23 protein-coding genes are annotated in these 25,443 nt (G+C 65.1%); 6 read left to right on the top strand and 17 right to left on the bottom strand.

Features of this window, described 5'->3' with window-relative positions; genetic code table 11:
* Positions 1–6: 6 nt before the first annotated feature.
* From AC54AG_RS24345 to AC54AG_RS24300, 10 genes are all read right to left on the bottom strand, one after another.
* Positions 7–1,251: a CheR family methyltransferase gene (locus AC54AG_RS24345; RefSeq protein WP_496631793.1), complete on the bottom strand. Its 1,245-nt coding sequence runs from the start codon at positions 1,249–1,251 to the stop codon at positions 7–9.
* Positions 1,248–1,706 (bottom strand): chemotaxis protein CheW, encoded by a 459-nt coding sequence (locus tag AC54AG_RS24340; RefSeq protein WP_496631791.1) that lies wholly within the window; start codon positions 1,704–1,706, stop codon positions 1,248–1,250. The genes AC54AG_RS24345 and AC54AG_RS24340 overlap by 4 nt, the downstream gene beginning before the upstream one ends.
* Before the next feature lie 4 nt (positions 1,707–1,710).
* Positions 1,711–3,522, bottom strand: a complete 1,812-nt coding sequence (locus AC54AG_RS24335) for a methyl-accepting chemotaxis protein (RefSeq protein ID WP_034759388.1) — start codon at positions 3,520–3,522, stop codon at positions 1,711–1,713.
* A gap of 186 nt (positions 3,523–3,708) precedes the next feature.
* A complete protein-coding gene (locus tag AC54AG_RS24330) occupies positions 3,709–4,944 on the bottom strand; it encodes an argininosuccinate synthase (RefSeq protein ID WP_035825961.1) in 1,236 nt (411 codons plus the stop codon).
* A gap of 69 nt (positions 4,945–5,013) precedes the next feature.
* On the bottom strand, positions 5,014–5,934 hold the full coding sequence (gene argF, locus AC54AG_RS24325; protein WP_034759379.1) for an ornithine carbamoyltransferase: 921 nt from the start codon (positions 5,932–5,934) through the stop codon (positions 5,014–5,016).
* A 284-nt stretch (positions 5,935–6,218) separates the two neighbouring features.
* The gene (locus tag AC54AG_RS24320; RefSeq protein ID WP_496631788.1) at positions 6,219–9,068 is read right to left on the bottom strand and encodes an ATP-binding protein; all 2,850 of its coding nucleotides are present in this window, start codon (positions 9,066–9,068) and stop codon (positions 6,219–6,221) included.
* A gap of 180 nt (positions 9,069–9,248) precedes the next feature.
* Entirely contained in the window at positions 9,249–9,701 is a 453-nt protein-coding gene (locus tag AC54AG_RS24315; protein WP_070300827.1) for a hypothetical protein, read from the bottom strand.
* Between the two features lie 268 nt (positions 9,702–9,969).
* The gene (rsgA, locus tag AC54AG_RS24310; protein ID WP_034785059.1) at positions 9,970–10,875 is read right to left on the bottom strand and encodes a ribosome small subunit-dependent GTPase A; all 906 of its coding nucleotides are present in this window, start codon (positions 10,873–10,875) and stop codon (positions 9,970–9,972) included.
* Positions 10,872–11,237, bottom strand: coding sequence for a 4a-hydroxytetrahydrobiopterin dehydratase (locus AC54AG_RS24305; protein WP_219330197.1), 366 nt, complete (start codon positions 11,235–11,237; stop codon positions 10,872–10,874). The genes rsgA and AC54AG_RS24305 overlap by 4 nt, the downstream gene beginning before the upstream one ends.
* The gene (locus AC54AG_RS24300; protein ID WP_219330198.1) at positions 11,234–12,514 is read right to left on the bottom strand and encodes a M48 family metallopeptidase; all 1,281 of its coding nucleotides are present in this window, start codon (positions 12,512–12,514) and stop codon (positions 11,234–11,236) included. The genes AC54AG_RS24305 and AC54AG_RS24300 overlap by 4 nt, the downstream gene beginning before the upstream one ends.
* Positions 12,515–12,570: 56 nt before the next feature.
* On the opposite strand from AC54AG_RS24300, the gene orn reads away from it, so the two are divergent.
* The gene (gene orn / locus AC54AG_RS24295; protein WP_170846480.1) at positions 12,571–13,167 is read left to right on the top strand and encodes an oligoribonuclease; all 597 of its coding nucleotides are present in this window, start codon (positions 12,571–12,573) and stop codon (positions 13,165–13,167) included.
* A gap of 140 nt (positions 13,168–13,307) precedes the next feature.
* Here the strand turns inward: orn and AC54AG_RS24290 are convergent, their stop codons facing one another.
* Positions 13,308–13,673 carry a hypothetical protein gene (locus AC54AG_RS24290; RefSeq protein WP_496631784.1) on the bottom strand — a complete coding sequence of 122 codons (366 nt, stop codon included), beginning with the start codon at positions 13,671–13,673 and terminating at the stop codon, positions 13,308–13,310.
* Positions 13,670–14,614 carry a transcriptional regulator GcvA gene (gcvA, locus tag AC54AG_RS24285; RefSeq protein ID WP_092717770.1) on the bottom strand — a complete coding sequence of 315 codons (945 nt, stop codon included), beginning with the start codon at positions 14,612–14,614 and terminating at the stop codon, positions 13,670–13,672. Before gcvA ends, AC54AG_RS24290 begins: the two co-directional genes overlap by 4 nt.
* A 237-nt stretch (positions 14,615–14,851) precedes the next feature.
* On the opposite strand from gcvA, the gene AC54AG_RS24280 reads away from it, so the two are divergent.
* The 5 genes from AC54AG_RS24280 to AC54AG_RS24260 all read left to right on the top strand — a co-directional run bounded on the left by AC54AG_RS24280 (position 14,852) and on the right by AC54AG_RS24260 (position 19,779).
* Positions 14,852–15,751, top strand: a complete 900-nt coding sequence (locus AC54AG_RS24280) for a DMT family transporter (protein ID WP_058051029.1) — start codon at positions 14,852–14,854, stop codon at positions 15,749–15,751.
* Between the two features lie 176 nt (positions 15,752–15,927).
* Positions 15,928–17,013, top strand: coding sequence for a hemin-degrading factor (locus tag AC54AG_RS24275; RefSeq protein ID WP_496631807.1), 1,086 nt, complete (start codon positions 15,928–15,930; stop codon positions 17,011–17,013).
* A complete protein-coding gene (locus AC54AG_RS24270; RefSeq protein WP_496631781.1) occupies positions 17,001–17,939 on the top strand; it encodes a heme/hemin ABC transporter substrate-binding protein in 939 nt (312 codons plus the stop codon). The genes AC54AG_RS24275 and AC54AG_RS24270 overlap by 13 nt, the downstream gene beginning before the upstream one ends.
* Complete coding sequence (locus tag AC54AG_RS24265) at positions 17,936–18,982, top strand: FecCD family ABC transporter permease (RefSeq protein WP_496631779.1); 1,047 nt, start codon at positions 17,936–17,938, stop codon at positions 18,980–18,982. Before AC54AG_RS24270 ends, AC54AG_RS24265 begins: the two co-directional genes overlap by 4 nt.
* An 8-nt stretch (positions 18,983–18,990) precedes the next feature.
* Positions 18,991–19,779 carry an ATP-binding cassette domain-containing protein gene (locus AC54AG_RS24260; RefSeq protein ID WP_496631777.1) on the top strand — a complete coding sequence of 263 codons (789 nt, stop codon included), beginning with the start codon at positions 18,991–18,993 and terminating at the stop codon, positions 19,777–19,779.
* Between the two features lie 9 nt (positions 19,780–19,788).
* Here AC54AG_RS24260 and AC54AG_RS24255 read toward each other — a convergent pair whose 3' ends face one another.
* From AC54AG_RS24255 to AC54AG_RS24235, 5 genes are all read right to left on the bottom strand, one after another.
* The gene (locus AC54AG_RS24255) at positions 19,789–20,223 is read right to left on the bottom strand and encodes a hypothetical protein (protein ID WP_072456285.1); all 435 of its coding nucleotides are present in this window, start codon (positions 20,221–20,223) and stop codon (positions 19,789–19,791) included.
* Positions 20,220–21,659, bottom strand: coding sequence for an efflux transporter outer membrane subunit (locus AC54AG_RS24250; RefSeq protein ID WP_496631775.1), 1,440 nt, complete (start codon positions 21,657–21,659; stop codon positions 20,220–20,222). The genes AC54AG_RS24255 and AC54AG_RS24250 overlap by 4 nt, the downstream gene beginning before the upstream one ends.
* Complete coding sequence (locus tag AC54AG_RS24245; protein WP_496631773.1) at positions 21,656–22,726, bottom strand: HlyD family secretion protein; 1,071 nt, start codon at positions 22,724–22,726, stop codon at positions 21,656–21,658. The genes AC54AG_RS24250 and AC54AG_RS24245 overlap by 4 nt, the downstream gene beginning before the upstream one ends.
* Before the next feature lie 28 nt (positions 22,727–22,754).
* Positions 22,755–24,293 carry an MFS transporter gene (locus AC54AG_RS24240; protein ID WP_496631771.1) on the bottom strand — a complete coding sequence of 513 codons (1,539 nt, stop codon included), beginning with the start codon at positions 24,291–24,293 and terminating at the stop codon, positions 22,755–22,757.
* Between the two features lie 185 nt (positions 24,294–24,478).
* Complete coding sequence (locus AC54AG_RS24235) at positions 24,479–25,414, bottom strand: LysR family transcriptional regulator (RefSeq protein ID WP_496631769.1); 936 nt, start codon at positions 25,412–25,414, stop codon at positions 24,479–24,481.
* Positions 25,415–25,443 lie beyond the last annotated feature (29 nt).

Raw genomic sequence — 25,443 nt, 5'->3', positions numbered from 1 at the left:
TGCCCCTTAGTTGGACGCCTGGCGGCGCTCGTAGATGCGTGCCGCGCGCGCCTTCAGGGTGGCGGCGGCCGTGTGGTTGCCATTGCGTTCGGCCAGCAGGGACAGGTGGCACAGCGCCTCGTAATGGTCGGGCTGCAGGTAGATGCAGCGGCGCCAGTAGTCGTCGGCCAGGTCCATCTTGCCGGCCAGTTCATTGATGATACCCAGCATGAAATACGCTTCCGCCGCCTCGGGCACTTTCGCCAGGTGGGCGTGGCATTTTTCGCCGGCCTCACGCAACTGGCCACGGTCGGCCAGCAGGCGCGCCTCGGCCAGCAAATCGGCCTGCGCGGCTGGCGCGGCCGGCGCCGGCGATGGCACGGAAACGGGGCGCGTGCGCGGCGCCGCCGGTGCGATGGGCTTGGCTGCCACGGCAGCGCGCCTTGGCGCGGGCGGCACGCTGCGCAAGGCCGGCAGTTGCGCCACTTGCACGGGACTGGCCGGCGCCGCCGTTTCCTTCTTCAGGGCGAACGCCTGGCGGAACTGCAGCGTCGTAAAGCCGTTCTGGCAGAACGACGGCACTTCCGCATAGCCGGCCAGCAGCATGCCGTCGTCGGCCAGCAGGGCCGACAGATTCTGGATGGCCGCGCGCGTGGTCGGCTTGTCAAAGTAGATCAGCAGGTTGCGGCAAAAGATGACGTCGTAATGGCGGCTGTAGGTGGCCGTATCGAACTGCAGCAGGTTGCCCTGCCTGAAGGTCACCTGTTCGCGCAAGGAGTCGATGATGCGGTAGGAGTCGTCGGCCACGTGCGTGAAATAGCGCTCGCGGAAGGCCACGTCCTGCGCGCGGAAGGCGTTGCGGCCGTAGATTCCCGCCTGCGCCCGCTCGATGCAGCCGGGGCTCAGGTCATAGGCGTCGATGCTGAACGCCTGTTTCGGCACGCCGCCGTCGCGCAGCGCCATGGCCATCGAATACGGCTCCTCGCCCCCCGCGCACGGGATCGACAGGATGCGCGTGGCGCGCCCCCGCGCCCAGCGTTCCCGCACCAGTTCGACGGTGGCGTAGAACGCTTGCGGATCGCGGAACAGCCACGATTCGGGCACCACCACCAGTTCGATCAATTGCGTCATTTCGGCCGGCGTGAGCGCCTGCAGGTAGGCTTCGCTATCGGCAAAGCCCGTTTGCTCCATGCGCTGGCCGACGGCCCGTTCGGCCACGGATTTGGAGACGGACAGGCCGGTCGCGCGGCGCAGCAGGGTTTGCGCCGTCATGCCGTGCCCGCGTCTTGAAACAGCAGCGCGCGCACGTCCGGCGGCAGCAGGTGTTCCAGTTCCACCAGCTGCACGATGCCGTCGGCATCGCTGGCCACCTGGCCCAGGAAGGGCACTGTCGCCACGCCGCTGTCTTCAAGCTGGAGCGGATCGATGTCGGCGATGCCGCGCACTTGCGAGGCCAGCAAGCCCAGCGCGTGCGTGGTCTCGCCTGCAGGCGCGCGGTAGTCGACGATGACGATGCGCGTGTCGAACTGCGCGGCGGCGGCCGGCAGTCCGGCCAGGCGCGACAGGTCGATCACGGGCACGGGCGTGCCATGCAAGTCCATCAGGCCGGCCACGTAGTCTGGCGTGAGCGGCAACTGTTTCAGCTCCAGCAGCGGCAGGACGCGCACGATGCGGGCCAGGGGCAGGCCATAGCGGTCGCGTCCGATGTGAAAGAGCAGCACTTTCATGGGATCAGATGGTCACGGCGAAAGTCGACACGCTCGACTGCAGGTCGCCCGCCGCATATTGCAGCTGGTGCACGGCTTCGCTGGTGGCCTTCAAGGACTCCACCGTCTGCTGCGTGGCGTCGTTGAGCTGCATCATGGTGTCGGAAATCTGCGAAGCGCCGATCGCCTGCGACTGCATGCCTTGCAGCACGGCGTCGAATTGCGGCGTGAGTTTTTGCACCTGGTCCATCACGGACGACAGCTGCTCGGCCACTTGCCGCACTTCGCCCACGCTGCGGCGAATCTCTTCCGAGAATTTGTCCATGCCCATCACGCTGGCCGAGACGGCCGACTGCATTTCCTTGAGCATTTGCTCGATATCCCACGTGGACACGGACGTCTGGTCGGCCAGGCGGCGGATTTCCGTCGCTACCACGGAAAAGCCGCGGCCCGCCTCGCCTGCTTTTTCCGCCTCGATGGCGGCGTTCAGCGACAGGATGTTGGTCTGGTCGGCCACCTTGGTGATGGTGATCAGCACACTATTGATATTGCTGGCTTTTTCCGACAGGGCCGCCAGCTTGGCATTGATGGAATCGGTGGCCGAGACCATGTGCTGCATGGTCGAATCCATGCGCTTGAGGTTGTTCTGCGCTTCGGCCGTCGCGTTGGTTGTGTAGTCGGCCACCGCGGTGGCGTCTTCCATGGTTTTGAGCAACTGGCTTGTGTTGGCCGAGATTTCCTTGGTGGTGCTGAGGATTTCCACGCTCGTTTGCGCCTGCTCGATGCCCGTGGCTTCCTGCTGGCGCGCCGAGGCGGCGATTTCCGTGGCGGAGGTCGTCACCTGGATGCCGGCCTTTTGCACATTGTTGAGCAGGCTGCGCAGGTTTTCAAACATCTTCGCCAGGCCATTGCCCAGCTGGCCGATGGCGTCGCTGCCCGTGATGCCGACCTTGCCCGTCAGGTCGCCCGAGGCGGCTTTCGAGACCACTTCCAGCAGCGAATCTACCTTGGCCCGCAAGCTATTCGTCGCGGCCAGCTCATTGGCCTGGTTGTCCTGGATGGTTTGCGCCATGCGGTTGAATTCTTCCGACACCTTGCCCAGTTCGTCGCGCGAAAGGATGGTGGCGCGCGCGCGCTGGTCGCCGCTGGCGATGCGCCCGACGGCGTCCGTCAGGCTGTTCAGCGGGCCGAGGATGGCGCGGCCCAGCAGGTAGGAAATGCCCAGCGCCAGCGCCACGCACAGCAAGCCGCCCAGCGCCAGGGTCAGCATCATGGTTTCCTGCAATTTTGTCGTGGTGGCCGTGCGTTCGGCCAGCAAGCGCGATTCTTCGGCCGCGACTTCGTCGAGCAGCTTGTTCGCCTGTCTGACGGCAGGGTAGCCGCCGGCCGGCATGGTGCGCGCCACCGTTTCCGTGGCACCGGGCGCATTGCCCAGCGCGCGGCGTTTTTCGATCAGCGGGGTGATCCACTCCTTGACCCAGGTGGTGGTCAGCGCGTCGATCTTGCGGAAGCGTTCCGACTGCACCTTGTTGTCGGCCGTCATGGCGATGGCTTTTTGCGTGTGCTGGCTCAGCACGTCCATTTCATTCGATTCCGGCGACAGCGACGTTTCACTGCCGGTCAGGATGAAACCGCGTGCTTCCACCTGGATTTGCAGGATGGAATTGTGGATCCTGTCGATCTCGCCCAGCACCTCCATCGTGTGGCGGTCCCATGCATTGGCTTCCGACAGGCGCGAAAAGCTGTTGTAGGCCACACCGAGCAGTATCAGGATGATGGCCACGATGGAGCCGAAGCCCAGGTACAGTTTATTCTTGATACTCAGGTCTTTGAACATGGGAGGGCTCCGGAAGCGGGAAGGTCAGCACAATTGCACTGTAGCATTTTGCCACGCGCACAGCAAAATGGGGGCGATCCGGGCGCGCGCAGTGACGTAAATCGCGGACGAGTGCGTTTCAAATGTAAAAAAGCCGCCCGTGGGCGGCTTTGCTTGGCGGGGGAGACAGTGCCTCCCTGCAACTAGTTACTTCTGGCCGCGTTTTTCGCGGGCGATGGCGGCGATGCGCATGCGCAAGGCGTTCAGCTTGATGAAGCCGCCGGCGTCGGCCTGGTTGTAGGCGCCGCCGTCTTCGTCGAAGGTGGCGATGTTCATGTCGAACAGCGAATCCGTCTTCGAATCGCGCGAGACGACGATGACATTGCCCTTGTACAGCTTGATGCGTACCCAGCCGTTCACGGTTTCCTGCGTGTGGTCGATCAGGGTTTGCAGGGCGACGCGCTCGGGCGCCCACCAGTAGCCGTTGTAGATCATCGACGCGTAGCGCGGCATCAGGTCATCTTTCAGGTGGGCCACTTCGCGGTCCAGGGTGATCGATTCGATGGCGCGGTGGGCTTTGAGCATGATGGTGCCGCCCGGGGTTTCATAGCAGCCGCGCGATTTCATGCCGACGTAGCGGTTTTCCACCAGGTCCAGGCGTCCCACGCCATGCTTGCCGCCAACCTTGTTCAGTTCGGCCAGCACGGTGGCGGGCGACATGCGCACGCCGTTGATGGCGACGATATCGCCTTTTTCGTATTCGATGTCCAGGTATTCCGCTTCGTCCGGGGCGTTTTCCGGGCTGACGGTCCAGCGCCACATGGTCTCTTCCGCTTCGGCGCTCGGGTTTTCCAGGTGGCGGCCTTCAAAGCTGATGTGCAGCAAGTTGGCATCCATCGAGTACGGCGCGCCGCCGTTCTTGTGCTTCATGTCGATTTCGATGCCGGCGTCTTCCGCGTACTTCAGCAGTTTTTCGCGCGACAGCAGATCCCACTCGCGCCATGGGGCGATGATCTTCACGCCTGGTTTGAGCGCGTAGGCGCCCAGTTCGAAACGCACCTGGTCGTTGCCCTTGCCGGTCGCGCCGTGCGAGATGGCGTCGGCGCCCGTGGCGTTGGCGATTTCGATCAGGCGCTTGGCGATCAGCGGACGGGCGATCGAAGTGCCCAGCAGGTATTCGCCTTCATACACGGTGTTGGCGCGGAACATCGGGAAGACGAAATCGCGCACGAATTCTTCGCGCACGTCTTCGATATGGATGTTTTCTGGCTTGATGCCGAACTTGATCGCCTTGGCGCGCGCCGGTTCCAGCTCTTCGCCCTGGCCCAGGTCGGCCGTGAAGGTGACGATTTCGCACTGGTAGTTATCTTGCAGCCATTTCAGGATGACGGAGGTGTCGAGTCCGCCGGAATAGGCCAGGACTACTTTTTTAATGTCGCTCATATTGCTTCCAGTTGTCGTTGTCGATGTATGTATTGCGATGCTGCCAGGTTTTATGCAGTGCCGGGCGAATTATTGGATTTTACCGAGTAACAGGTATTCAATCAGCGCTTTTTGCACGTGCAAGCGGTTTTCCGCCTCGTCCCACACGACCGATTGCGGGCCGTCGATCACTTCGGCCGCCACTTCCTCGCCGCGGTGGGCGGGCAGGCAGTGCATGAACAGCGCGTCGGGTGCGGCGCGGGACATCTTCGCGCCATCGACGATCCAGCCGTCGAAGGCGGCGATACGGGCCGCGTTTTCCGCTTCGTAGCCCATGCTGGTCCACACGTCAGTGTTGACCAGGTGCGCGCCTTCGCAGGCATCCGACGGGTTGGCGAAGAACGTATAGCGCTGCGTCTTGACTTGCGACAGGTCGATGTCGTAGCCCTTCGGCGTCGAGACGTTGACGTGGAAGCCGAACACTTCGGCCGCCTGCAGCCAAGAGTACAGCATGTTGTTGGCGTCGCCGATCCAGGCGACGACCTTGCCGGCGATCGAGCCGCGGTGTTCGATGTAGGTGAAGATGTCGGCAAAGACCTGGCACGGGTGGTGTTCATTGGTCAGGCCATTGATTACCGGCACGCGCGAATTGGCGGCGAAACGCTCGATGATCTCCTGGCCGAAGGTACGCACCATGATGATGTCGCACATGCGCGACATGACCTGGCCCGCGTCTTCCACCGGCTCGCCGCGGCCCAATTGGGAATCGCGCGTGTTCAGGTAGATAGCGGCGCCGCCTAGCTGGTGCATGCCGGCTTCGAACGACAATCGCGTGCGGGTGGAGTTCTTTTCAAAGACCATCACCAGGGTGCGGTCGATCAGTGGATGGTAGATTTCGTAATTCTTGAACTTGCGCTTGATCAGATGGGCGCGTTCGATCACATATTCATACTCTTCCAACGTGAAATCGGAGAACTGGAGGTAGTGCTTGATCGGTTTTTTTGTCGACATAATGACCACTTGAAGATGCGCAGGCCGCCGGCGGCGTGCCTTTCCCGCCGGGTTGCATCAGCGTACAACATCTCGTCTGATGACTGCCTCGCCCGGCGCGCTGCTGTGTTGATCGGTGCCAGCGCGACGCTTGTCGCGCGGGTCGATGCGGTTTGCCATGTTGAAAATAATGCAATGGCAAGTACTTCAGCCGTTCAATTATAAGGGTTTTGCTTTTAGATTGGAAAGACCGTCCGGGCGCGTACTTGTATAGGCAAGCCTGCACCCGGGCAAAGGGCGGCGGATTAATAGATGCTGGCGGGCGCGGCCCCGTCCAGCTGGGGCGCCACCAGCGGTAAATCCAGCGTGAAACGCGTGCCGGCAGGGCTGCTGGCCACTTGGATGGTGCCGCCCAGCAGGGCCGTGACGATGTTGTAGCTGATCGACAAACCCAGGCCGCTGCCGCCCTGGCCCAGCTTGGTGGTAAAGAACGGGTCGAAGATGCGCGACAAATGCTGTTCGGCGATGCCGCCGCCATTGTCGGCGAAGACGACCTGCACGCGCGCGCCGTCGAGCGTGGCGGACAGGCGCATGCAACCGGTGCCGGCGGCGCCATCGTTGGGCGCGGGAGCGAAGGCGTGCAGCAGGGCGTTGTTGATCAGATTGGTGATCACCTGGCCGAACGGGCCCGGATAGCTGTCCATGGCGATGCCGAATGCAATGTCCGTCTCGATGCGGTGGCCCGAGCTGCGGATGCGGTTCATGACGGTGGCGATGATTTCATTGCTTACCTGTTGCAGGTCGAACTGGCGCCGCTGTTCGGTGGTGCGGTCGACGGCTACCTGCTTGAAGCTGTTGACGAGGTCGGCCGCGCTGTGCAGGCCGCGCATCACCAGCGCCGACGCCTTGCTTGCATCGTCGATGTAGGCGGCCAGGTCCGAGCGGCGCAGGCCGGGGCCGTTCATCAGGCGTTCCACGTCTTCCGTCTTTTGCAGCATGGTGCTGGCGATCAACAGGCTGTTGCCGATCGGGGTATTGAGTTCATGCGCCACGCCGGCCATCAGCGAACCGAGGGCGGCCAGCTTTTCCTGCGACGCCAGTTGCGCCTGGGCGTCCTGCAACTGCCGGTAGGCGCTGGCATTGTCGAGCGCGATGGCGCCGTACGCGCACAGGGTGCGGAAGATCAGGCGTTCGCGTTCGCCGTAGGCATGGGCATGGCAAGCCTGCACCGTCATCACGCCCAGCACGCGTTCGCCCACCGTCAAGGGCACGTACAGCACGCTCTGGTTATGCAGGGTGCCGGGCACGGTGTAGGCGTGGCGCTTCGGCGGTACCTGGTCGATATACACTTCGCGCCGGCCCAGCAGGCAGCGCACGGAGTAGGCGCGTGGGTTGCTCAGTGGAATGGCGTTGTCGGACAAGGGGCGGCCCGCTTCCATGCCGTGCGCGCGGCGCAGCGCCGTGCCCGCCGCATCGAGCATGTAGACGGCGAAGGTGTTGACTGGCAGCAAGGCATGCACGTGGCGGTCCAGCACCTGGAACACGGCGCTGGCGTCGAGGTGGGTGGTGATTTCCTGGCCGATGGCCGACAGCCGTTCCAGGGTGTCGCTGGTTTGCTGCAGCACTTCGGCGCGCCGTGCTTCCGAGGCGGCCAGTTCGCGGTGGTGATAGCCTTCCGAGCGCGCATGTTCCGTCTGGTGGTAGACCTGCATGGCGGTGGCGCGGTTGCTTGCCTGCTGGGTGTGGCTTTTTTCGCGCGCCACGCCCGCCGCCAGGGCGATATCGTAGGCGCGCGCATAGTCGCCCGCATGCGCGTACTCGCGCGCCAGCGCATCGAGCAGTTCGCCGGGCGGCACATAGCCGTCGATGGAGGCGGCCACCTGCAGCGCCTGGTGCAGGAAATGCAGGGCGGGATTGCGCTCCTGCATGCCTGCGGGCGGCGGCAGGTCGTGGCGCGCATGCAGCATGGACAGCACGCGCAGCGCCGCCACCTGGTGCATGGCGTCGCCCTGCGCGGTGGCCAGCTGGCAAGCCCGTTCGGCTGCTTGCAGCGCTTCATCCGGACGGTCCAGGTAAGACAGCGCGTGGGCGCTGCCGCGTTGCGCCATGCTGCGGAAATCGGCCTGGCCCAGCGCTTCGGCGCGTTGCGCCAGACGGCTGAAGGCGTCGAGCGCCGTGTCGTAGTCGCCCTTGTCCAGGCTCAGTTCGCCCAGGTGGAACAGGGCGTTGGCATAGGTGCGCGCGCCCGCCATGGGAGTCAGGATGTGCAGCGCTTCGCGCAGCAAGTCTTCCGCCGCGCCCAGGCGCCCCAGCTTGCGCATGGTTTCGGCCGTATGCGTCTGGCAGGCGCCGATGCTGCGCGGCCAGCCCGTGGGGCGCGCCAGGTCCAGCGCGCACTGCATCCATTCGAGCGCCGATTCGTTGTCGTTGAGGCTGGAGAAACAGTCGCCGATATTGATGGCTGCCGTGATGGCGCCGCGCAGCTGGCCGCTTTCCAGGGCCGCTTCGTAGCTTTGCATGTAGTGGCCGGCGGCCGCGCCCAGGTCGCGCGACGTGTGCGCCAGCAAGCCGCGGAAATCGTGCACCCAGGCGGCCAGCGGCGCGGGCAGCTTGCCGCTGGCGCCGTTGGCCTGGAAGTGGCCGCCCCAGCGGGCCTGGGCGGCCGGCGCGTCGCGCAAGACGGCCCAGCGCGCCGTGGCCGCGTCGGCCAGGCTGGCGCGCATCGCATCGCCGGCGCCACGCGCTTGCTGCGCCGCGGCCAGCAGTTCGGCATCGCAGCGGGCATGGTCGCCGCGGTCGACGGCGATCGAGGACAGCAGCCAGTGGGCGTCGGCGCAGCCGGCGCCGTCGCCGTGTGCGCCGCAGGTGGCGCACGCGGCCATGGCCAGGCTTTCCGCGGAGTCGAGCGCGCCTTGCAGCCAGGCCACTTCCGCCTGCACCAGTTGCAGACGCGCGCGCGCCTGTTCCAATGCGGCCGCATCGAAGTCGGCCAGCGGCAGCAGCAGATGCGCTTCCTCGCTCAGCGCAATTGCTCTGTTGCAGTCACGCTGGCGCAAATGCCAGGACAGCAACAGCAGCAGCGGTACGCGCCCGGCGCCGCGCAACGGCAGCAATGCGCTTTCCCACTGCGCTACGTCATGTTCGAGCGCGAACATTTCCATTCAAGCATTCTCCCCGCAAACAGTGGCGCCAGCCTGCGTCCGCACAGGCCATGTGTCATGGCATTGTAAGCTGCATTCAGGGGAATTGTTCAGTACGCCTGTCAGAATTATGTCGCCGGCATGACGCCGCAGGCGGGGCGATTTGCCCCATGCCGCATGCGCTCTGCCGTGCGCCTAGCGTGAAACCAGACGAACGCTGTTGACGCTGACGCCGCTGATGCTGCGCGTGTCGTCAGGCAGGCGCAAGCCCGACAGCAGCTGGGCGTTGTCGATGGTCACCTGTTCGCCCGCATTGCTGAAGGCGAATGTTGCACCTTTCTGGGTGGCAAACTTGCCAGCTCCGATGGGAAGGATTCTCACACTGGGTTTTGGCTGCATTTCGCGGTCGTCGATCAGGCGGCCATAGAAGTGACTGTCTTGCTGGCGCACCTCCAGCCGTTGCCCGTTCGACAGGCGGTATTGCCGTTCGATCTCGGACGCTTCCTGCGCCGTCACATGGTAGTACGCGTTGCTGCTGACTCTGACGCTGCCAGTGGTTTGTGGAGTCGCAACGGTTTGCGCGTGGGCGGTGCCGGCGACAAGCGCGAACAGGGCGGCGGCAAGGGGGAGGAAACGTTTGGTATGCATGACATTCACCTTCGATCAGGATGGCTGGATGGATGGGAGTTAGATCGTGTGGTCGCTGGCAGGTTTCCGGCAGGGACTGGTGACAAGGTAGCAAACGGCCTTTGCCATCGCCAGCGGCAGGCGATGGAAGGCAGGTTTTACCCGATGAAGTGCATAAAACGGCAGATGAACGGTTTTGGGATTAAAGTCGGAAGGCGTGCTCGGCGGCGAAATTAAATTTCGCCTGCCGGGTGTTTTGCGGCGCTATATTTGAATGGGGAAATATTTCTTAATACAGGGTCTGCGCCGATTCGTGCAGCAGCTGGCCGTACAGGGTATGGCGCATCTTGGCAATCTTGCCTTCCGATAAGGCTTGCAGGATGGCGCATTGCGGCTCGATCAGGTGGCGGCAGTTATAGAACTTGCAGCCGCCAAGATACGGCTGGAATTCGCGGAAGGCCCGCTCCAGCATGCCTTCGGACAAATGGTACAGGCCGAATTCCTGGAAGCCGGGCGAATCGATGATGGAACTGTTCGCGCCCAGTTCGTCGAGCTTGTACAAGCGCGTAAAGGTCGTCGTGTGCTTGCCCGTGTCGAGCGCGGCCGAGATTTCGCGCACGGCGATGTCGGCGTCCGGCACCAGCAGGTTGATCAGCGACGATTTGCCCATGCCCGACTGGCCGATCAGGATCGACGACTGGCCCGCCAGCAGCGGCGCCAGGGTGGCCACGGCGTGCTCGGGTTCGGCACGGGCCGACACTTCATCGACGGGGTAACCCATCGAGGAATACGGCAGCAGGCGTTCGCGGGCGCGCTCCAGCGAAGCGGTCACGTCCGTTTTGTTGAGGATGATGCGCGCTTCGATGCCGGCCGCGTCGGCCGCCACCAGCGAGCGCGAGATCAGGTCGTCGGCAAAGCCCGGCTCCGTCGCCACGACGATGAACAGCTGCGTCAAATTGGCGGCCAGCAATTTCGATTTGTACTGGTCCGAGCGGTACAGCAGGGTCTTGCGTTCCTCGATGCGGTCGATGACGGCCTGGTCGTTCGAGGTGCGCGTCAGGTGCACGATGTCGCCCACGGCCACATTGGTTTTCTTGCCGCGCGTCACGCATTGCAGCTTGGCGCCATCCACGTCGGCCAGGTAATGGCGGCCGTGGGCGGCGATGATGACGCCCGTCAACTTGCCTTCGCTCATGCGGACACCTGGCTGCTCTGGTAGATGAGGTCTGCCTTGGCGGCGCAGATAAAGTCGTTTTCGGACAGGCCGCCGGCGCCCTGGTTGACCGAGTGCGTATCGTAGCGCACGGCGCAGGTTTTGTAAGTAATGATGAGCTCCGGATGGTGGTCTTGCGTATGGGTCATATAGGCCAGGGCGTTTACGAACGCCAGGGTCTGGTAGTAATTCTTGAAGCCGAAGTCGCGGCACAGCTTGCCATTTTGCACCGTCCACTGGGGCAGCAGGGCGTGCAGGGTGGCGATGTCCGTGTCGCCCAGCGCCTGCTGGCGCTGCGCGCAGGACAGTTGGGCCAGGTCTTGCGAAGTCGATGGCGTATTCATGTGGCAGCCCCTTTCAGGTGGCGGATGCGCACGCTGGCCGGCGGGTGCGAGTCGTAGAAGGCCGAGTGTAGCGGGTCGGGCGTCAAGGTCGACGCATTGTCTTCATACATTTTGACGAGGGCCGAGACGAGGTCGTCCGCCTGCGTGTGCGTGGCGGCAAAGGCGTCCGCTTCGAATTCGTGCTTGCGCGAGCTGAGCGACGTCAACGGTCCCAGCAGGAAAGTGAAGACGGGCAAGGCCAGCATGAACAGCAGCAGGGCCAGCGCGTCCGTCGGCTGGCCGGTGAGCGCCAGGGCGACAGGATCGACACCGAGGCCCGCGTAAAACCATGGCTGCGTCTTCAGGAAACCCAGCAGCGCGAGGAAACCCAGCGAAATGACGAACATCATGGCGATGCGCTTGACGATGTGCTTGAGCTTGAAGTGGCCCAGTTCATGCGCCAGCACGGCTTCGATTTCCTGCGGCGCCAGGCGCGACAGCAAGGTGTCGAAGAAGACGATGCGCTTGTTGGCGCCAAAGCCCGAGAAATACGCATTGCCGTGGGCGCTGCGCTTCGAGCCATCCATGACGAACAGGCCTTTCGAAGCGAAACCGACGCGCTGCATCAAGCCTTCGATGCGGCTTTTCAGCGCTTCGTCGGCGAGCGGCGTGAATTTGTTGAACAGCGGGGCGATGACGGTCGGGAACAGCACCATCATCAGCAGCTGGAAGCCGCTCCAGACGAACCACGCGTACAGCCACCACAGGTCGCCCGACTTGGCCATCAGCGCCAGCACGACCCAGATCAGCGGCAGGCCGATGGCCGCGCCCAGGCCCACGCCCTTGAGCATGTCCGTGAAGAACAGCTTGCGCGCCATGGTGTTGAAGCCGAAGCGCTGCTCCAGCACGAACTGGCGGTAGTAATCGAAGGGCAGGTCGATCAGGCCGGAAATGGCGGCAAAGGCGGCGATCAGGCCGATCTGGTACAGCATGGGCGAGCCCGGCCCCATCCATTCATTCAGGTGCAGCGCCAGCCATTGCAGGCCGCCCAGCAAGGTAAAACCGATCAGCACGGCGTAGTTGACCAGCAAGGTCAGCAAGCCGAACTTGGTCTTCGCCACCGTGTAGTCGGCGGCCTTCTGATGCGCGGCCAGCGGGATTTTTTCCGCGAATTCGGGCGGCACTGCGGCGCGGTGGGCCAGCACGTGGCGGATCTGCCGCGAAGCGAGCCAGAAGCGCACGGCCAGGGTCAAAACGAGGACGGATACAAACAAAATCGAAAACGCGAGTGAATACATTCTGTGCCTGTGAGAAAATGGCTGATTATTTAGTTTGATTAGGCCAAGAGAGAATTATGTCACAAGCGACTGACTTAACTGCATCCACCCCCGCACCCGCCGTGCCGGCACGTCCAAACGAGATGAACCTGGTCTGGGTCGACATGGAAATGACGGGCCTGGAGCCCGATACCGACCGCATCATCGAAGTGGCGGTCGTGGTGACGGACATGCACTTGAACCTGCTGGCCGAAGGCCCCGTGTTCGTGATTCATCAATCCGATGAAACCCTGAACAAGATGGATGCCTGGAACAAGGGCACGCATGGCCGCTCGGGCCTGATCGACAAGGTGAAAGCGTCGACCGTGACGGAAGCGCAGGCGGAAGCGGAATTGATCGCGTTCCTGAAGAAATACGTACCGGCAGGCAAGTCGCCCATGTGCGGCAACACCATCGGCCAGGACCGCCGCTTCATGGTGCGTGGCATGCCAAAGCTGGAAGCGTTCTTCCACTATCGCAATGTTGACGTGTCGACACTGAAAGAGCTGTGCAAGCGCTGGAAGCCGGAAATCGCCACCGGTTTCAAGAAACACCAGAAGCATACGGCGCTGGCCGATATCCTGGAATCGATCGAAGAGCTCAAATACTACCGCGAGCATTTCATCAAATTGTAATGATGTTGTCGGCTTACGCGCTGCGCGCTAAGCCGACCTACGTGCTCTGATCTGTTGCTCCGGCTGGTTTGGTGGTGTTGTCGGGTTACGAGCCATCCACCGCCGCTGGCGTAGGTCGGCGTTGGTCGGCGTAGGTCGGCTTAGCGCCTTGGCGCGTAAGCCGACGCATCCACCGGCTCGACATCGAGGGCGGACCAGACGCCATCCTCGCCCTGCCATTCCAGCGCAAACGGTCCCGTTTGCCGTAAAGCCGTGATCCAGCGCACCGCGCCTGGCTGGCGGAAATAGGCCGCGCACTGACCGAACGGCTGGCCCAGCCGGCACAGCACCAATCCCTCGCCCGCGACGGCGCACCATTGCTCATCGACATCGATCAAGGCTGCGGCCGGGTCGCCATAGAACTCGCCCACGCTCGCTTGCCGGCCATCGGTAGCGATCACCGTGGCCTGTTCGTATTCATGCTGGACACTATATGCGGCGCTGCGCGCCAGTTCCCTGCTCGTCATGCTGTCTCCACTGTGGGCCAGACGGTTTCCTGGTCGGCGCGCGCCTCGGCGATCAGCCATTCGCAGAATGCATGCACGAGGGGCCGCGTTTCCGCCTGGGGCGAGCGCAGCAGATAATAGCAGTGGGGGCCGCGCACGGCGTGTTCGAATACGCGCACGAGGCGGCCCGACCGCAAATCGTCGCCGATCAGGGGACTGGCGGCAATGGCCACGCCCTGGCCGCTGGCGGCCGCGTCCAGGCACAGATAGGTGTGCGAAAAGCGCGCGCCGCTGTTGCCGCTATTGCCGCTGTAATGCACACCGCAGCTGTGCAGCCAGCGCGTCCAGTCGATTTCGCCGGGCAAGTGCACCTCCGGCTCGTCGTGCAGCAGCGGATAGCGCAGCAGGTCGGCCGGCTGGCGCAGGCTGGCCGCGTTGGCGCGAAAGCCAGGGCTGCAGACGGCGGAAAACCATTCTTCCATCAATAAATCGACTTTCAGGCCCGGATAGCGGCCCGGTCCCAGGCGGATGGCTACGTCCACGCCGTCGCGCGCCAGGTCGACCGGGTGCATCGACGCCAGCACGCGCAACTCGATCTGCGGATAGCGGTCGCGCAGCCGGCCCAGGCGCGGCATCAGCCAGCGCGAGACGAGCGAGCTGGTGGCCGTCACCGTCACCACCTTGTCATCGCCCTGGCGCCGCGCCTGCTCGGACACGTCGGCCAGCTGGTTGAGGATAGGCCCCAGCGAGGCCGCATAGCGCTGGCCGGCATTGGTCAGCACCACGCCGCGCGGCAGGCGCTGGAACAGCACGATGCCCAGCCACGCTTCCAGCTGTTTCACGTGGTGGCCGATGGCGCCGGCCGACACATGCAATTCTTCGCCCGCGCGCTGGAAGCCTTCATGGCGGGCGGCCGCCTCGAAGGCGTGCAGGGCGGCAAGTGGGGGCAGGGGACGTGACATGGCACTCTCAAGAGAATTGAGCCTCAGTAATATTTGGCCTATCCGTGAAGAATATTGGTTTGTTTCATTTTGCGCAAGCGAATATGATGCCGTCACTGCGTGAAGCGACCCGCAATAGGATTTACGCATGCATCATCTCCCGGCCTTGCTGGGCATTTATATTTACAACGTTACAACGCCTGGAAAACCGTCGCGATACGCAGCAGGTTTGCCCAGGTGTACTCAAAGAGGTTAGTCATGTCTGATCGCCGCGCTGTTGCGCTGGTGTTGCTGTCGGCCGCCGGTTTCGGCAGTTCCGCAGTGTTTGCCAAGGCGGCATATGCGTCCGGGGTCAACCCGTCGACCATGCTGGCCTTGCGTTTCGTCATCGCCGCCATGCTGTTGCTGCCGCTCGTGTGGCTCGGTGGCTGGCGCTTGCCGCGCGGCCGCCTGCTGGCCGGCTACATGCTGATGGGCCTGATGTACACGGCCCAGTCGCAAGGCTATTTCAATGCCCTCATGTATGCAAGCAGCGGCCTGTGCGGCATGCTGCTGTACGTGTATCCCGTGCTGGTCACCATCCTCGCGCTGGCGCTGGGCTGGGAAAAACTGGACCGCCGCATGCTGGTGCTGATGGCGCTGGCCATCGCCGGCATGGCCATCACCCTGGGCGGCAAGCTGCAGGGTCAGCCCATCGGCATCGCCCTGGCATTGATGGCGGCCGGCGTGTACGCCGTGTACATCCTGTTTGGCAACAGCCTGTCGAAAAGCCGCGAGAATATTCACCCATTGGCGGCCTGCGTCGTGATTTTGGGTACGGCAGGCCTGTCGAACAGCGCGATCGCCTTGTGGCAGGGCGTGTCCTTGCCAGGCACGGCGACGGGCTGGCTTGCCGTCAGCGCCATCGCCCTGTTCTCGACGGCCATCGCCATTGCCGCCTTCTTTGCCGGCGTGGCGCAGATCGGCGCGGCCAAGGCGTCCATCATTTCCACGTTCGAGCCCGTGATCACGATGGCGTTCGGCGTGACCTTGCTGAAGGAGTCCGTCAGCGGCACGCAATTGCTGGGCGGCGCCATGGTGCTGGCCGCCGTCGTCTTGCTGGCGCAGCGGCCCACTGCCAAGCCGGTCTCCATGCCGGCCGTGCAAGCGAGCGCCTGACTTTTTTTTCCCGAACTGATCGGTTGTATCGATCGGTCTCCTTTGCGCGGTTTTTCTTCACATAAATAACACTTGATTGCGAATGATTCTCATTTATAATTGACTTCAAGATTCCCCCACCACCAGCCAGCCCATGCCAGCCAGTGTTCGCCTTGAAAGGAGACACCGTGTCGAGCATGCCCCCTATTTGCAATACCGAGCTGGTCACCAGCGAATTTACCCGCCTGCGCCGCGAGAAAAAAGCCCGCCACCGCGACATCGCCGAAGACCTGGGCATTTCCGAAGGCGAGCTGATCGCCGCACATGCGGGCCTGTCGCTGGCCAATGGCGCCTTGCTGGGCGCCGAGCGCCTGCGGGCCGACTGGCCCGCCATCATCGCCGCGCTGGAACCGCTGGGCGAAGTCATGGCACTGACGCGCAACGCTTCGTGCGTGCATGAAAAGACGGGCGTCTATCGAAAAGCCAGCCACAACAATCACGTGGGCCTGGTGCTCGGTGGCGACATCGACCTGCGCGTGTTCTACCGCCAGTGGGCGCATGGCTTTGCCGTACGCGAGATGGGAGAAAAGGAAGTGCAGCGCAGCCTGCAGTTTTTCGATGCGGCCGGCCAGGCCGTGCACAAGATTTTTCTGAAGCCGCAAAGCGATATTGCCGCCTACGACGCGCTGGTGACGCATTTTGCCGATGCGGACCAGGCGCCCGGCATCGCCGTGGCGCCGCCGACGCCGGCGCCGGCCGAATTGCCCGATGCGCAGATCGACGTGGCCGGCTTTCGCGCCGCCTGGGCCGACTTGCGCGACACGCATGAATTTTTCACCATGCTGAAAAAATACTCGGTCTCGCGCCTGCAGGGCTTGCGCCTGGCCGAGTCCCGTTTCGTGCAGCAGCTCGACAAATCCTGCGTGCTCGACCTGCTCAAGGACGCCGCGCTTGAAAAAGTATCGATCATGGCTTTCGTCGGCAATGCCGGCATGATCCAGATCCATTCGGGCCCCGTGCACAAGATCGCCGTGATGGGGCCGTGGATCAATATCCTCGACACGCGCTTCAACCTGCATTTGCGCGAAGACCATATCGCCAGCGCCTGGGTGGTGAAAAAGCCCACGGTCGATGGCCTGGTGACGTCCGTGGAACTGTTTGACGCCAAGGGCGACACCATCGTCATGTTCTTCGGTGAACGCAAGCCGGGCGTGCACGAGCTGTGCGAATGGCGCCATATCGTCGACCGGGTGGCGCAGGAGGGCGAACTATGCGCCGCATGATCGCCGCCAGCGTGGCGCGCCGCATCGCGCTGAAAAAGATGGGGGCGGGAGCCCTGGCGCTGGCCGCGCCGATGCAGGTGCTGGCCGCCGTGTCCGACGCGGGTAAACCCGTGGCGAAAGCGCGGCGCATCGTCAGCGTGGGCGGCGCCCTGACGGAAATCGTCTATGCGCTCGAGGCGCAGGGCGAACTGGTGGGCGTCGATACGACCTCGCTGTATCCGGCCGTGGCGCAACAGCTGCCGCAGGTCGGCTATGCGCGCACCTTGTCGGCCGAAGGCGTGCTGTCGCTGGCGCCCACGCAGCTGATCGCCACCGAGGAAGCGGGGCCGCAAGCCGTGCTGCGCCAGGTACGCGATGCAGGCGTGCCGGTGGCGGTGCTGAACGCGAATAACCAATTCGAAGGCTTGCTCGAACGGGTGAAACAAGTGGGCCAGATCACGGGCCGGCCCGACCCCGCCGCGCACCTGGCGCAAGCCTTGCAGCAGCAGTGGGACGGCGCCCTGGGCAAGGTGCGCCAGCGCGGCCACTCGCCGGTACAATCAGCCGTGCGCGTGCTGTTCATCCTCGCGCATGCGCCGAACCAGGTGATGGTGGGCGGGCGCGAGACGGGCGCCGACGCCATGCTCGCGTATGCGGGCGCCTTCAACGTGATGGGCGGGCAGGGTGGATTCGCCGGCTACAAGCCGCTCACGCCGGAAGCCGTGATCGCCGCGCGGCCCGACATCGTGCTCGTCACGGACCAGGGCTTGAAGGCCTCGGGCGGCGTGGACGGCATCTTGAAACTGCCAGGCCTGGCGCAGACGCCGGCCGGGCGCAAGCACCGCATCGTGTCGCTGGAAGCCATGCTGCTGCTGGGCTTTGGCCCGCGCATGCCGCAGGCGCTCATGGAACTCGACGCCGCGTTTGTCAAAGCCATGGCTGCATGAACGTGCGCGCGATGACGCCGGCCGTGTCCTGGCCACGCTGGGGCGCTGGCGGAATGCTGGCGGCCGCACTGGCTGGCGGCTTGCTCATCGCCGTGCAGGCGGGCGCCGTGCCCGTGACGCTGGCTGACTGGCTGGCGCCGTTTCAAGCGGGCGGCGAGGCGTTGTCCGGCGGCGCCTATGTGCTGTGGCATATCCGTTTGCCGCGCGCCCTGTTCGCCATCCTGATCGGCGCCGCGCTGGCGCTGGCCGGCGGCCTGACGCAAGGATTGTTCCGCAATCCGCTGGCCGACCCGGGGTTGCTGGGCGTGAGCAGCGGCGCCGCCTGCGCGGGCGCGGCCACCATCGTGTTTGCCGCCAGCCTGCACGTGGCGCCCGAGCTGCGCGTGTGGCTGCTGCCGGGGGCCGCGTTTGCCGGCGCCATGCTGATCTGCGTACTGCTCGACCGCGTTGCCCGCTGGGCCACGCCCGGCTCCATCGTCGGCCTGCTGCTGACGGGCGTAGCGCTGAACGCCATCACGGTGGCCGTCATGGGCCTGTGCATCTACCTGGCCAGCGACGATCAGCTGCGCACCCTGACTTTCTGGACCCTCGGTTCGCTGTCGGCCGGCAGCTGGCGCCAGGTGGCGGCTTTGCTGCTGGTGCTGGCCGGCGCGCTGTGGGCCACGCGCTTCCTGATGCGTTCATTGAACGCGCTGGCGCTGGGCGAGGCGCAGGCGCTGCACGTGGGCGTCGACGTGGGCCGGCTGCGCACGCAGGTGATCGTGCTGGTGGCCGTGCTGACAGGGTTTGCCGTCGCCTGGTGCGGCGGCATCGGTTTTATCGGCCTGATCGCGCCGCACCTGGTACGCACCTGGCTGGGCGCCGACCAGCGCCGCGTGCTACCGCTGTCCATGCTGGCCGGCGGCTTGCTGCTGCTGTTGGCCGACACCCTGGCGCGCACGGTCGCCATTCCTGCGGAAGTCCCCGTCGGCATTTTCACGGCCTTGCTGGGCGGGCCATTTTTCCTGATGCTGTTGCGGCGCTTCCGCCACGGCACCCCCTAGAGGTGAACATGACGCCCCTGCTGGAACTCTCCTTCGCCACAACACAACTGGGCCAGCAGTATTTCGGCCCCTTCAACGTGCGGGTGGCGCCCGGCGAGCGCATCGCCATCCTCGGTCCCAGCGGCGCGGGCAAGTCGACCCTGTTGAAACTGATGGCGCGCGAATTGCACCCGCAGGCGGGCCAGGTGATGCTTGCCGGGCGGCCGCTGGCGCAGTGGCCGCTGGCCGACCTGGCGCGGTGCCGCGCCGTGCTGCCGCAAGGCTCGAACGTGGCCTTCGGCTTGCAGTGCGAGCTGGTGGTCGGCCTCGGGCGGGTGGCGCGCCTGGTCGACCCGCAATTGGAGCGCATCGTGCAGGATGCTGCCGCCCTGGCGCACGCCGCGCATCTGCTGGGCCGCCGCCTGGACACTTTATCCGGCGGCGAACAGGCCAGGGTGCAGCTGGCGCGCATCTTCGCGCAGATGTGGGATGTGCGCGATGGCTTGATACTCGTCGATGAACCGCTGGCGGCGCTCGATCCCGGCCTGCAGTTCGATCTGCTCGACAGCCTGCAGCAGTTCTGCGCCGCGCGCGGCCACGCCGTCATCGCCATCCTGCACGACATCAATCACGCCTTGCTGGGTTTCGAGCGGCTGCTGCTCGTGCGTTCGGGCCAGCTGGTCGCAGACATCGCCAGCGATGCCGGCGCCGTGCCCGCCCTGGCCGCGCTGTACGGCATCGCCCTGACGACGGCGACCAGCAGCGACGGCCACGTGTGCGTCATCCCTGCCAGAAGCGCGGTGCGCAGGGCGGCCTGACCGACTCACTCACCACACGTCCGCCGCGCGCGGCCGCGCCATCTGGCCGCTGCCCAGCAGCCACACCATCAGGGCGTCGGCCTGTTCGCGTGTGGCCGCCACTTCCTGCACGATGCCGAAGGCTTTCATGGCGCCGGCCGCCATCGCCTGCAGGCGAGCACGCTGTTCCGCGTCCGCCTCGATGGACACCAGACCCCGGCAAATGGCGGCCAGCGCCACCTTGTGATGCTTGAGCCACAGGCCGCGCCGCTTGCGGTCGACGTGCGCTTCATCGCTGCGCTCCTCTTCGAACAGCATGACGAACGGTTCGCCGTGGCGCAGCAGGGCGTCCATGTCGTTTTCCCACAGCGGGGCATAGCCGGTAACGGCCGTTTCAGGGCGAAAGCGCACGATGGGAAAGTCGCTGACGTCGTGGATGGAAAAATGGGCGGGATTCGGTTTCATTGGGTACTTTCTTGCGAGGTGCTTGAAAAGGCTTGCCAGCCGCCGCCCAGCGCCTTGTAGACCTGGACCAGCGACAGCGACGCGGTGGCGCGGCTGTCGACCAGTGCCGCTTCGTTGTTCAATAAGGTGTTTTGCACATGCAGCACGTTGATCAGGTCCGTGCCGCCCTGGCGGTACTGCAGTTCCGCGCTGCCCAGCGCGCGGCGTCCCTGCTTGACGGCTTCATCGAGGCTGGCCTGGCGGAGGGCGTTGGCCTGGTAGCCGGACAAGGCGTCTTCCACCTCGTGCCAGGCGGCCAGCACCGTCTGGCGGTAGGCGATGGCCGCTTCCTGCTGCTGCGCTTCGCGCAATTGCAGCTTGCCGCGCAGGCGGCCGCCATCGAACAGGGGCACGCTGAAGCCGGGGCCGAAGGCAAAGCGTTTGGCGTCCCAGCCGATATCGGACAGCTGCATCGCTTGCAGGCCGACGCTGCCCGAGAGGGTGATGCGCGGATAAAAATCACCTTGCGCCACGCCGATGGCGGCCGTGGCCGCGTGCAGCTGCGCTTCGGAGCGGCGGATGTCGGGACGCCGCTCGGCCAGGCTGCTGGGCACGCCCAGCTGCACCTGCATGGCCACAATAGGGATATCCTTGCTGGCCCCCAGTTCCGCCTGCAAGGCTTGCGGCGGCAGCGCCAGCAAGAGGGCTAGGGCATTGCCCAGGCGCGCTACGCGCTGCTGCAGCGGCGGCAAACGCGCTTCGATGGTGGCCACGTGGGCCGCCGCCTCGGCCTCGTCGAGCTGCGTCGCCGCGCCTTCGCGCAGGCGGATGCGCGTCAGCTCCAAGGTATGGCGGGCGATGTCGAGCAGCTGCTGCGTGATGGCCAGGGTTTGCTGCGCGCCGCGCAACTCGATGTAGTCGCGCGCCGTTTCGGCCAGCACGGCCAGCAGCACGCCGCGCTGCGTTTCCTGGGCCACGTCGACGCGCGCGTCGGCCGCTTCCACTTCGCGCCGCACGCGGCCCCACAGGTCCAGCTCCCAGGCTGCATCGAGGTTGCCTTGCCACAGGCTGTAGGCGGATTGGCCGTTGTTGCGCGACGGGTCGCTCAAGCCTTGTTCGCTGTTGCGCGCGCGGCCATAGCTGCCATTCGCGCCCAGGGACGGGCCTTGCGCGGCGCCGATGACGCCGCGCGCGGCGCGGCTCTGTTCCAGCCGGCTGGCGGCGGCCAGCACGTCGAGGTTGGCGCCGGCGGCGCGCCGCAGCAGGGACGACAAGGTCGCGTCGCCAAAGCCGTCCCACCAGCGCTGCTCGATGGCGCCATCCTGTGCCGCCGCGAATCGGGCATCTTTCGCCTGACGCCATTGCTGACCCAGGTCATGGGGCGGACGCTGGAAGTCGGTGCCGACGCTGCCGCAGCCGGCCAGGCCCAGGGCCGTGATCAAGATCAGTGCTTTCATCGCGCGCTCACCTGTTGCAGCTGTTGACGGCGCGTGGCCGTATCGATGCGCACTTCGGCCGACATGCCCACGCGCAGGCGGGCGTCGCCATCCTGTCCCGGATCGAGCGCGATCCGCACGGGGATGCGCTGCACCACCTTGGTGAAGTTGCCGGTGGCGTTTTCCGGCGCGATGGCGGCAAACGTTACGCCCGTGGCCGGCGCGATGCTGTGCACGGTGCCGTGCAGGAGCACGCCCGGATAGGCGTCGACGGCGATGCTGGCGCGCTGGCCCTGGCGCACGTGCGTGAGCTGGGTTTCCTGCAGGTTGGCGACAACGAAGCTGCGGTTCAGGGGCACCACGGCCATCAGGCTGGCGCCGGGCGCCACGAGGGCGCCGACGCGCACGGCGCGGCGTCCCACGATGCCGTCGATGGGGGCGCGCAGCTGCGTATGCGACAGATCCAGTTCGGCCCGTTGCAGGCTGGCTCTGGCGCGCAGCAGGGCTGCTTCGGCTGCGCCTTGCTGCGCTTGCAAAATGTCCGTCTGCTTGCGGGTGGCGACGAGGGCGGCGCGGTTTTGCGCCAGGCGCGCGCGGCTCACGTCGTAGCGCGACTGCGCCTGCTGCGCATTCTGCACGCTGCCCGCGCCCTGGCCGGCCAGGTGCGTTGAACGGGCCAGTTCCTGCTGCGCCAGTTTGTCTTCCGCCTGGTTGGCCTCGACCAGGGTGGTGGCTTGTTCGATCACCGATTGCTGGCGCTGCACCGTGGCGCGGGCATAGTCCAGCTGCGCCTCGGCGCCCGCGACTTCGGCGCGGGCCGAGGCGGCGGCGGCCTGATAATCGCGGTCGTCGATGCGGGCCAGCAGCTGACCCGCCTTGACAGCCTGGTTGTCTTCCACCAGCACTTCCCGCACGATGCCGCCCACCTTGGGGGAGAGCACGGTGTAGTCGGCGCTGACGAAGGCGTCGTCGGTGCCTTGTTCTTCGCTGGGGGAAAACAGCAGTTGCCAGGCGCAGAAGGCGAGGGCGCAGGCCAGCAGGGCCAGGCCGAGAAGAAAGGCGCGCGAGCGTAGTATGGGTTTTTGCATGGTGAAGCTCTTTCGTAAAAAAGGGAAGTCAGGCGGCGCGCGGCGGATAGACGCGCGTCGGCAGGATGGGGATGATCACAATCATGGCCAGCGCGATGGTGGCCACCGTGAGGTACAGGTCGGACGAAGTCAGGGTGACGACTTGCGCATGCATGCGCTGTGCCAGGCCAGGATCCAATCCCGCCATGTCCACGCCGGCCGGCAGGTTGCCCAGGCGTTCGCTGAGCACCGTCGAATGAAAATGGTTGCGGCGCGTGATCAGCGCATCAAGCACGCCGGTGGCGACGACGGCCGACATGCCCTTGATGGTGTTGAACCAGGCCGAGGCGAATGGGCCATCCTGCGGCGCCAGGCCCGTGGTGGCCAGCAGCAGCAATGGAATCACGGCCATCGGTTGCGCAAAGATCTGCACCGCTTGCAGCAGGTAGAAATGCGTGCGTATCCAGTCGGGCGACATGCGCGCGCCCAGCACGCAGGAGACGGCCAGCATGCCCAGGCCGATGGCCAGCACCCAGCGGCAGTCGACGGCACGCAGATTGCACAGGGCGGCCACCAGCGGCAGGGCGATCAGTTGCGGCAGCGCCACCATCAGCATCACGGGCGCCGTTTGCAGCGGGCGGTAGGCGTGCACCTGCGCCAGGTAGGACGAGGGGATCAGGATCACGGCCAGCAGCACGAACAGCACGCCGCCCAGGGTCAGCAGGGCGTGGCTGAGATTGCGCCGCGACAGCAGCTGCAGCTTGAAGAACGGCAGCGGATGCGACCACTCGTTGACGAGGAACAGTACCAGCAGCACGGCGCCGCCGCCCAGCAGCATGCAGATCAGGGGCGAATGGAACCAGTTCAGGCGCTCGCCCTGCAGCAATCCCACCACCAGCATGCTGATGGCGGGCAGGCCAAGCAGCAGGCCGCGCCAGTCGAACTGGCGGAAGCGTTCGAGGCGCAGCGGGTCTTGCGGCAAGCCCCAGGACACCATCAGCAGGGCGACGATGCTGCCCGGGACGACTTGCCAGAAGGCCCATTGCCAGCCCAGGTATTCGGTCCAGAAGGCGGCCAGCGGCGTGCCCAGGCTGGGGCCGAAAGTGGCGCTCAGCGCATAGCCGCCCAGGCCATACAGCTTGATGTTCGGTGGCAGGAAGCGCAGCGCCACTGTCATCAGCATGGGCGGCAGGGCGCCGCCTGCCGCGCCCTGCACCACGCGCAGAACCATCAGCACCGGCAGGTTCGGCGCGAACGGGCATAGCAGGCCCGCAGCCATGCAGACGATGATGGCGGTGGCCGTCAGGCGGCGCAGCGAGAACGTGACGGAACACCACGGCGCGAACGCCATGGCCGACACCGAGGCGGCCGCATACAGGGCCACGAGCCAGCTGGCGTCGTCGCGCGCGATGCCCATGGCGCCGCGGATGTCGGCCAGCGCGATCTTGGTGATGTTTTCATTCAGGCCTGACACCAGCACGGCCAGCAGCACGCCGGTCAGGCCCGTGGCCAGGCGCAGGCCGAAGATAGGAGGTGAGGGAGGCGGCGCGGCCGCAGGGGCGGCGCCGGGAAGCGGTACAGCGGACACAGGGAACTCCGTGGATGAGGATCAGTCCACGCAGTATAGGTAGCTGTTAATCTTGTGAAAATTGATAATTAAGGAAGTGTGAATTGCGTCTGACGCAATGATGGGTGGGGTCGGACCCTGTAGGTCTGACCCCGGTCTTTGTCGTTGGGTTTGGCGTCTGGCGTGTGAGTTCAGATCAACCCCAATCAAATGCTGGGGTCAGACCCGCAAGGGTCTGACCCCGTACACAGCTCCTTGATCATGCGGCGCAGCCAGCGGTGCGCATGGTCGTGGTCGAGGCGCGGGTGCCAGGCCTGGAAGACTTCCACGCTGTCGACGGGGATGGGCAGTTCGAACGTGCGCAGCTTCAGGCCCAGTCGCTCGACGATGGCCAGCAGCGGCGTGGGCATCAGCGGCAGCAGCAGGCGTGAATCGGCCACGGCGAAGATGGCGGACTGGAAGTTGGGGCTGATCAGCGAAACCCGGCGCATGTAGCCACGCTCGGCCAGTGCCGTATCGAAGGGGCCGCGCGCCAGGCCGCGCCGCGAGACGCTGATATGCTCGTATTCGGTAAAACTGTCGAGATTGATGGGGCCGTCGAAGATCGGGTGGTCGCTGCGGGCGATGCCGACAAAGCCGCTGCTAAACAGCTGCTGCAGTTTGATGTCGGGCGCGAAGGCGCGCCGCGCGCTGATGTACAGGTCGATGCGGCCAGCGTGCAGGGCGTCGTTTTCCGTGGCCCCGTCGCCTTCGGGCACGAAGCGCAGCACCGTGTGCGGTGCGTGCACGGCCAGCAGGTCGCGCAGCCTGCCGCCGTAGGCGCCGACAAACACGTCATTGGCGCACAGGCTGAAGGTGCGTTCCAGGGTGCGCAAGTCGACTTCGCGGCCCGACGTGAAGATGGCGTGCGCCTGCTCCACCACGCCGCGCACCTGCTCGCGCAATTCCAGCGCGCGCGGGGTGGGCGCCAGGCCGCGCCCGGAGCGCACGAAGACGGGGTCGCCGATGGCGTCGCGGATGCGCGCCAGGGTGCGGCTCATGGCCGGCGCGCTCAAGTTCATGCGCCGCGCGGCGGCCACGGCGCTGCCTTCCTCGAGCAGGATGTCGAGGGCGACGAGCAGGTTCAGGTCGGGGAGTTTCATGCGCCGATTATAGCCCGGGGGCCAGCGCC

The organism is Janthinobacterium sp. BCJ23 (genome assembly GCF_059617945.1).
This window is presented reverse-complemented; position numbering and strand designations above follow the sequence as displayed.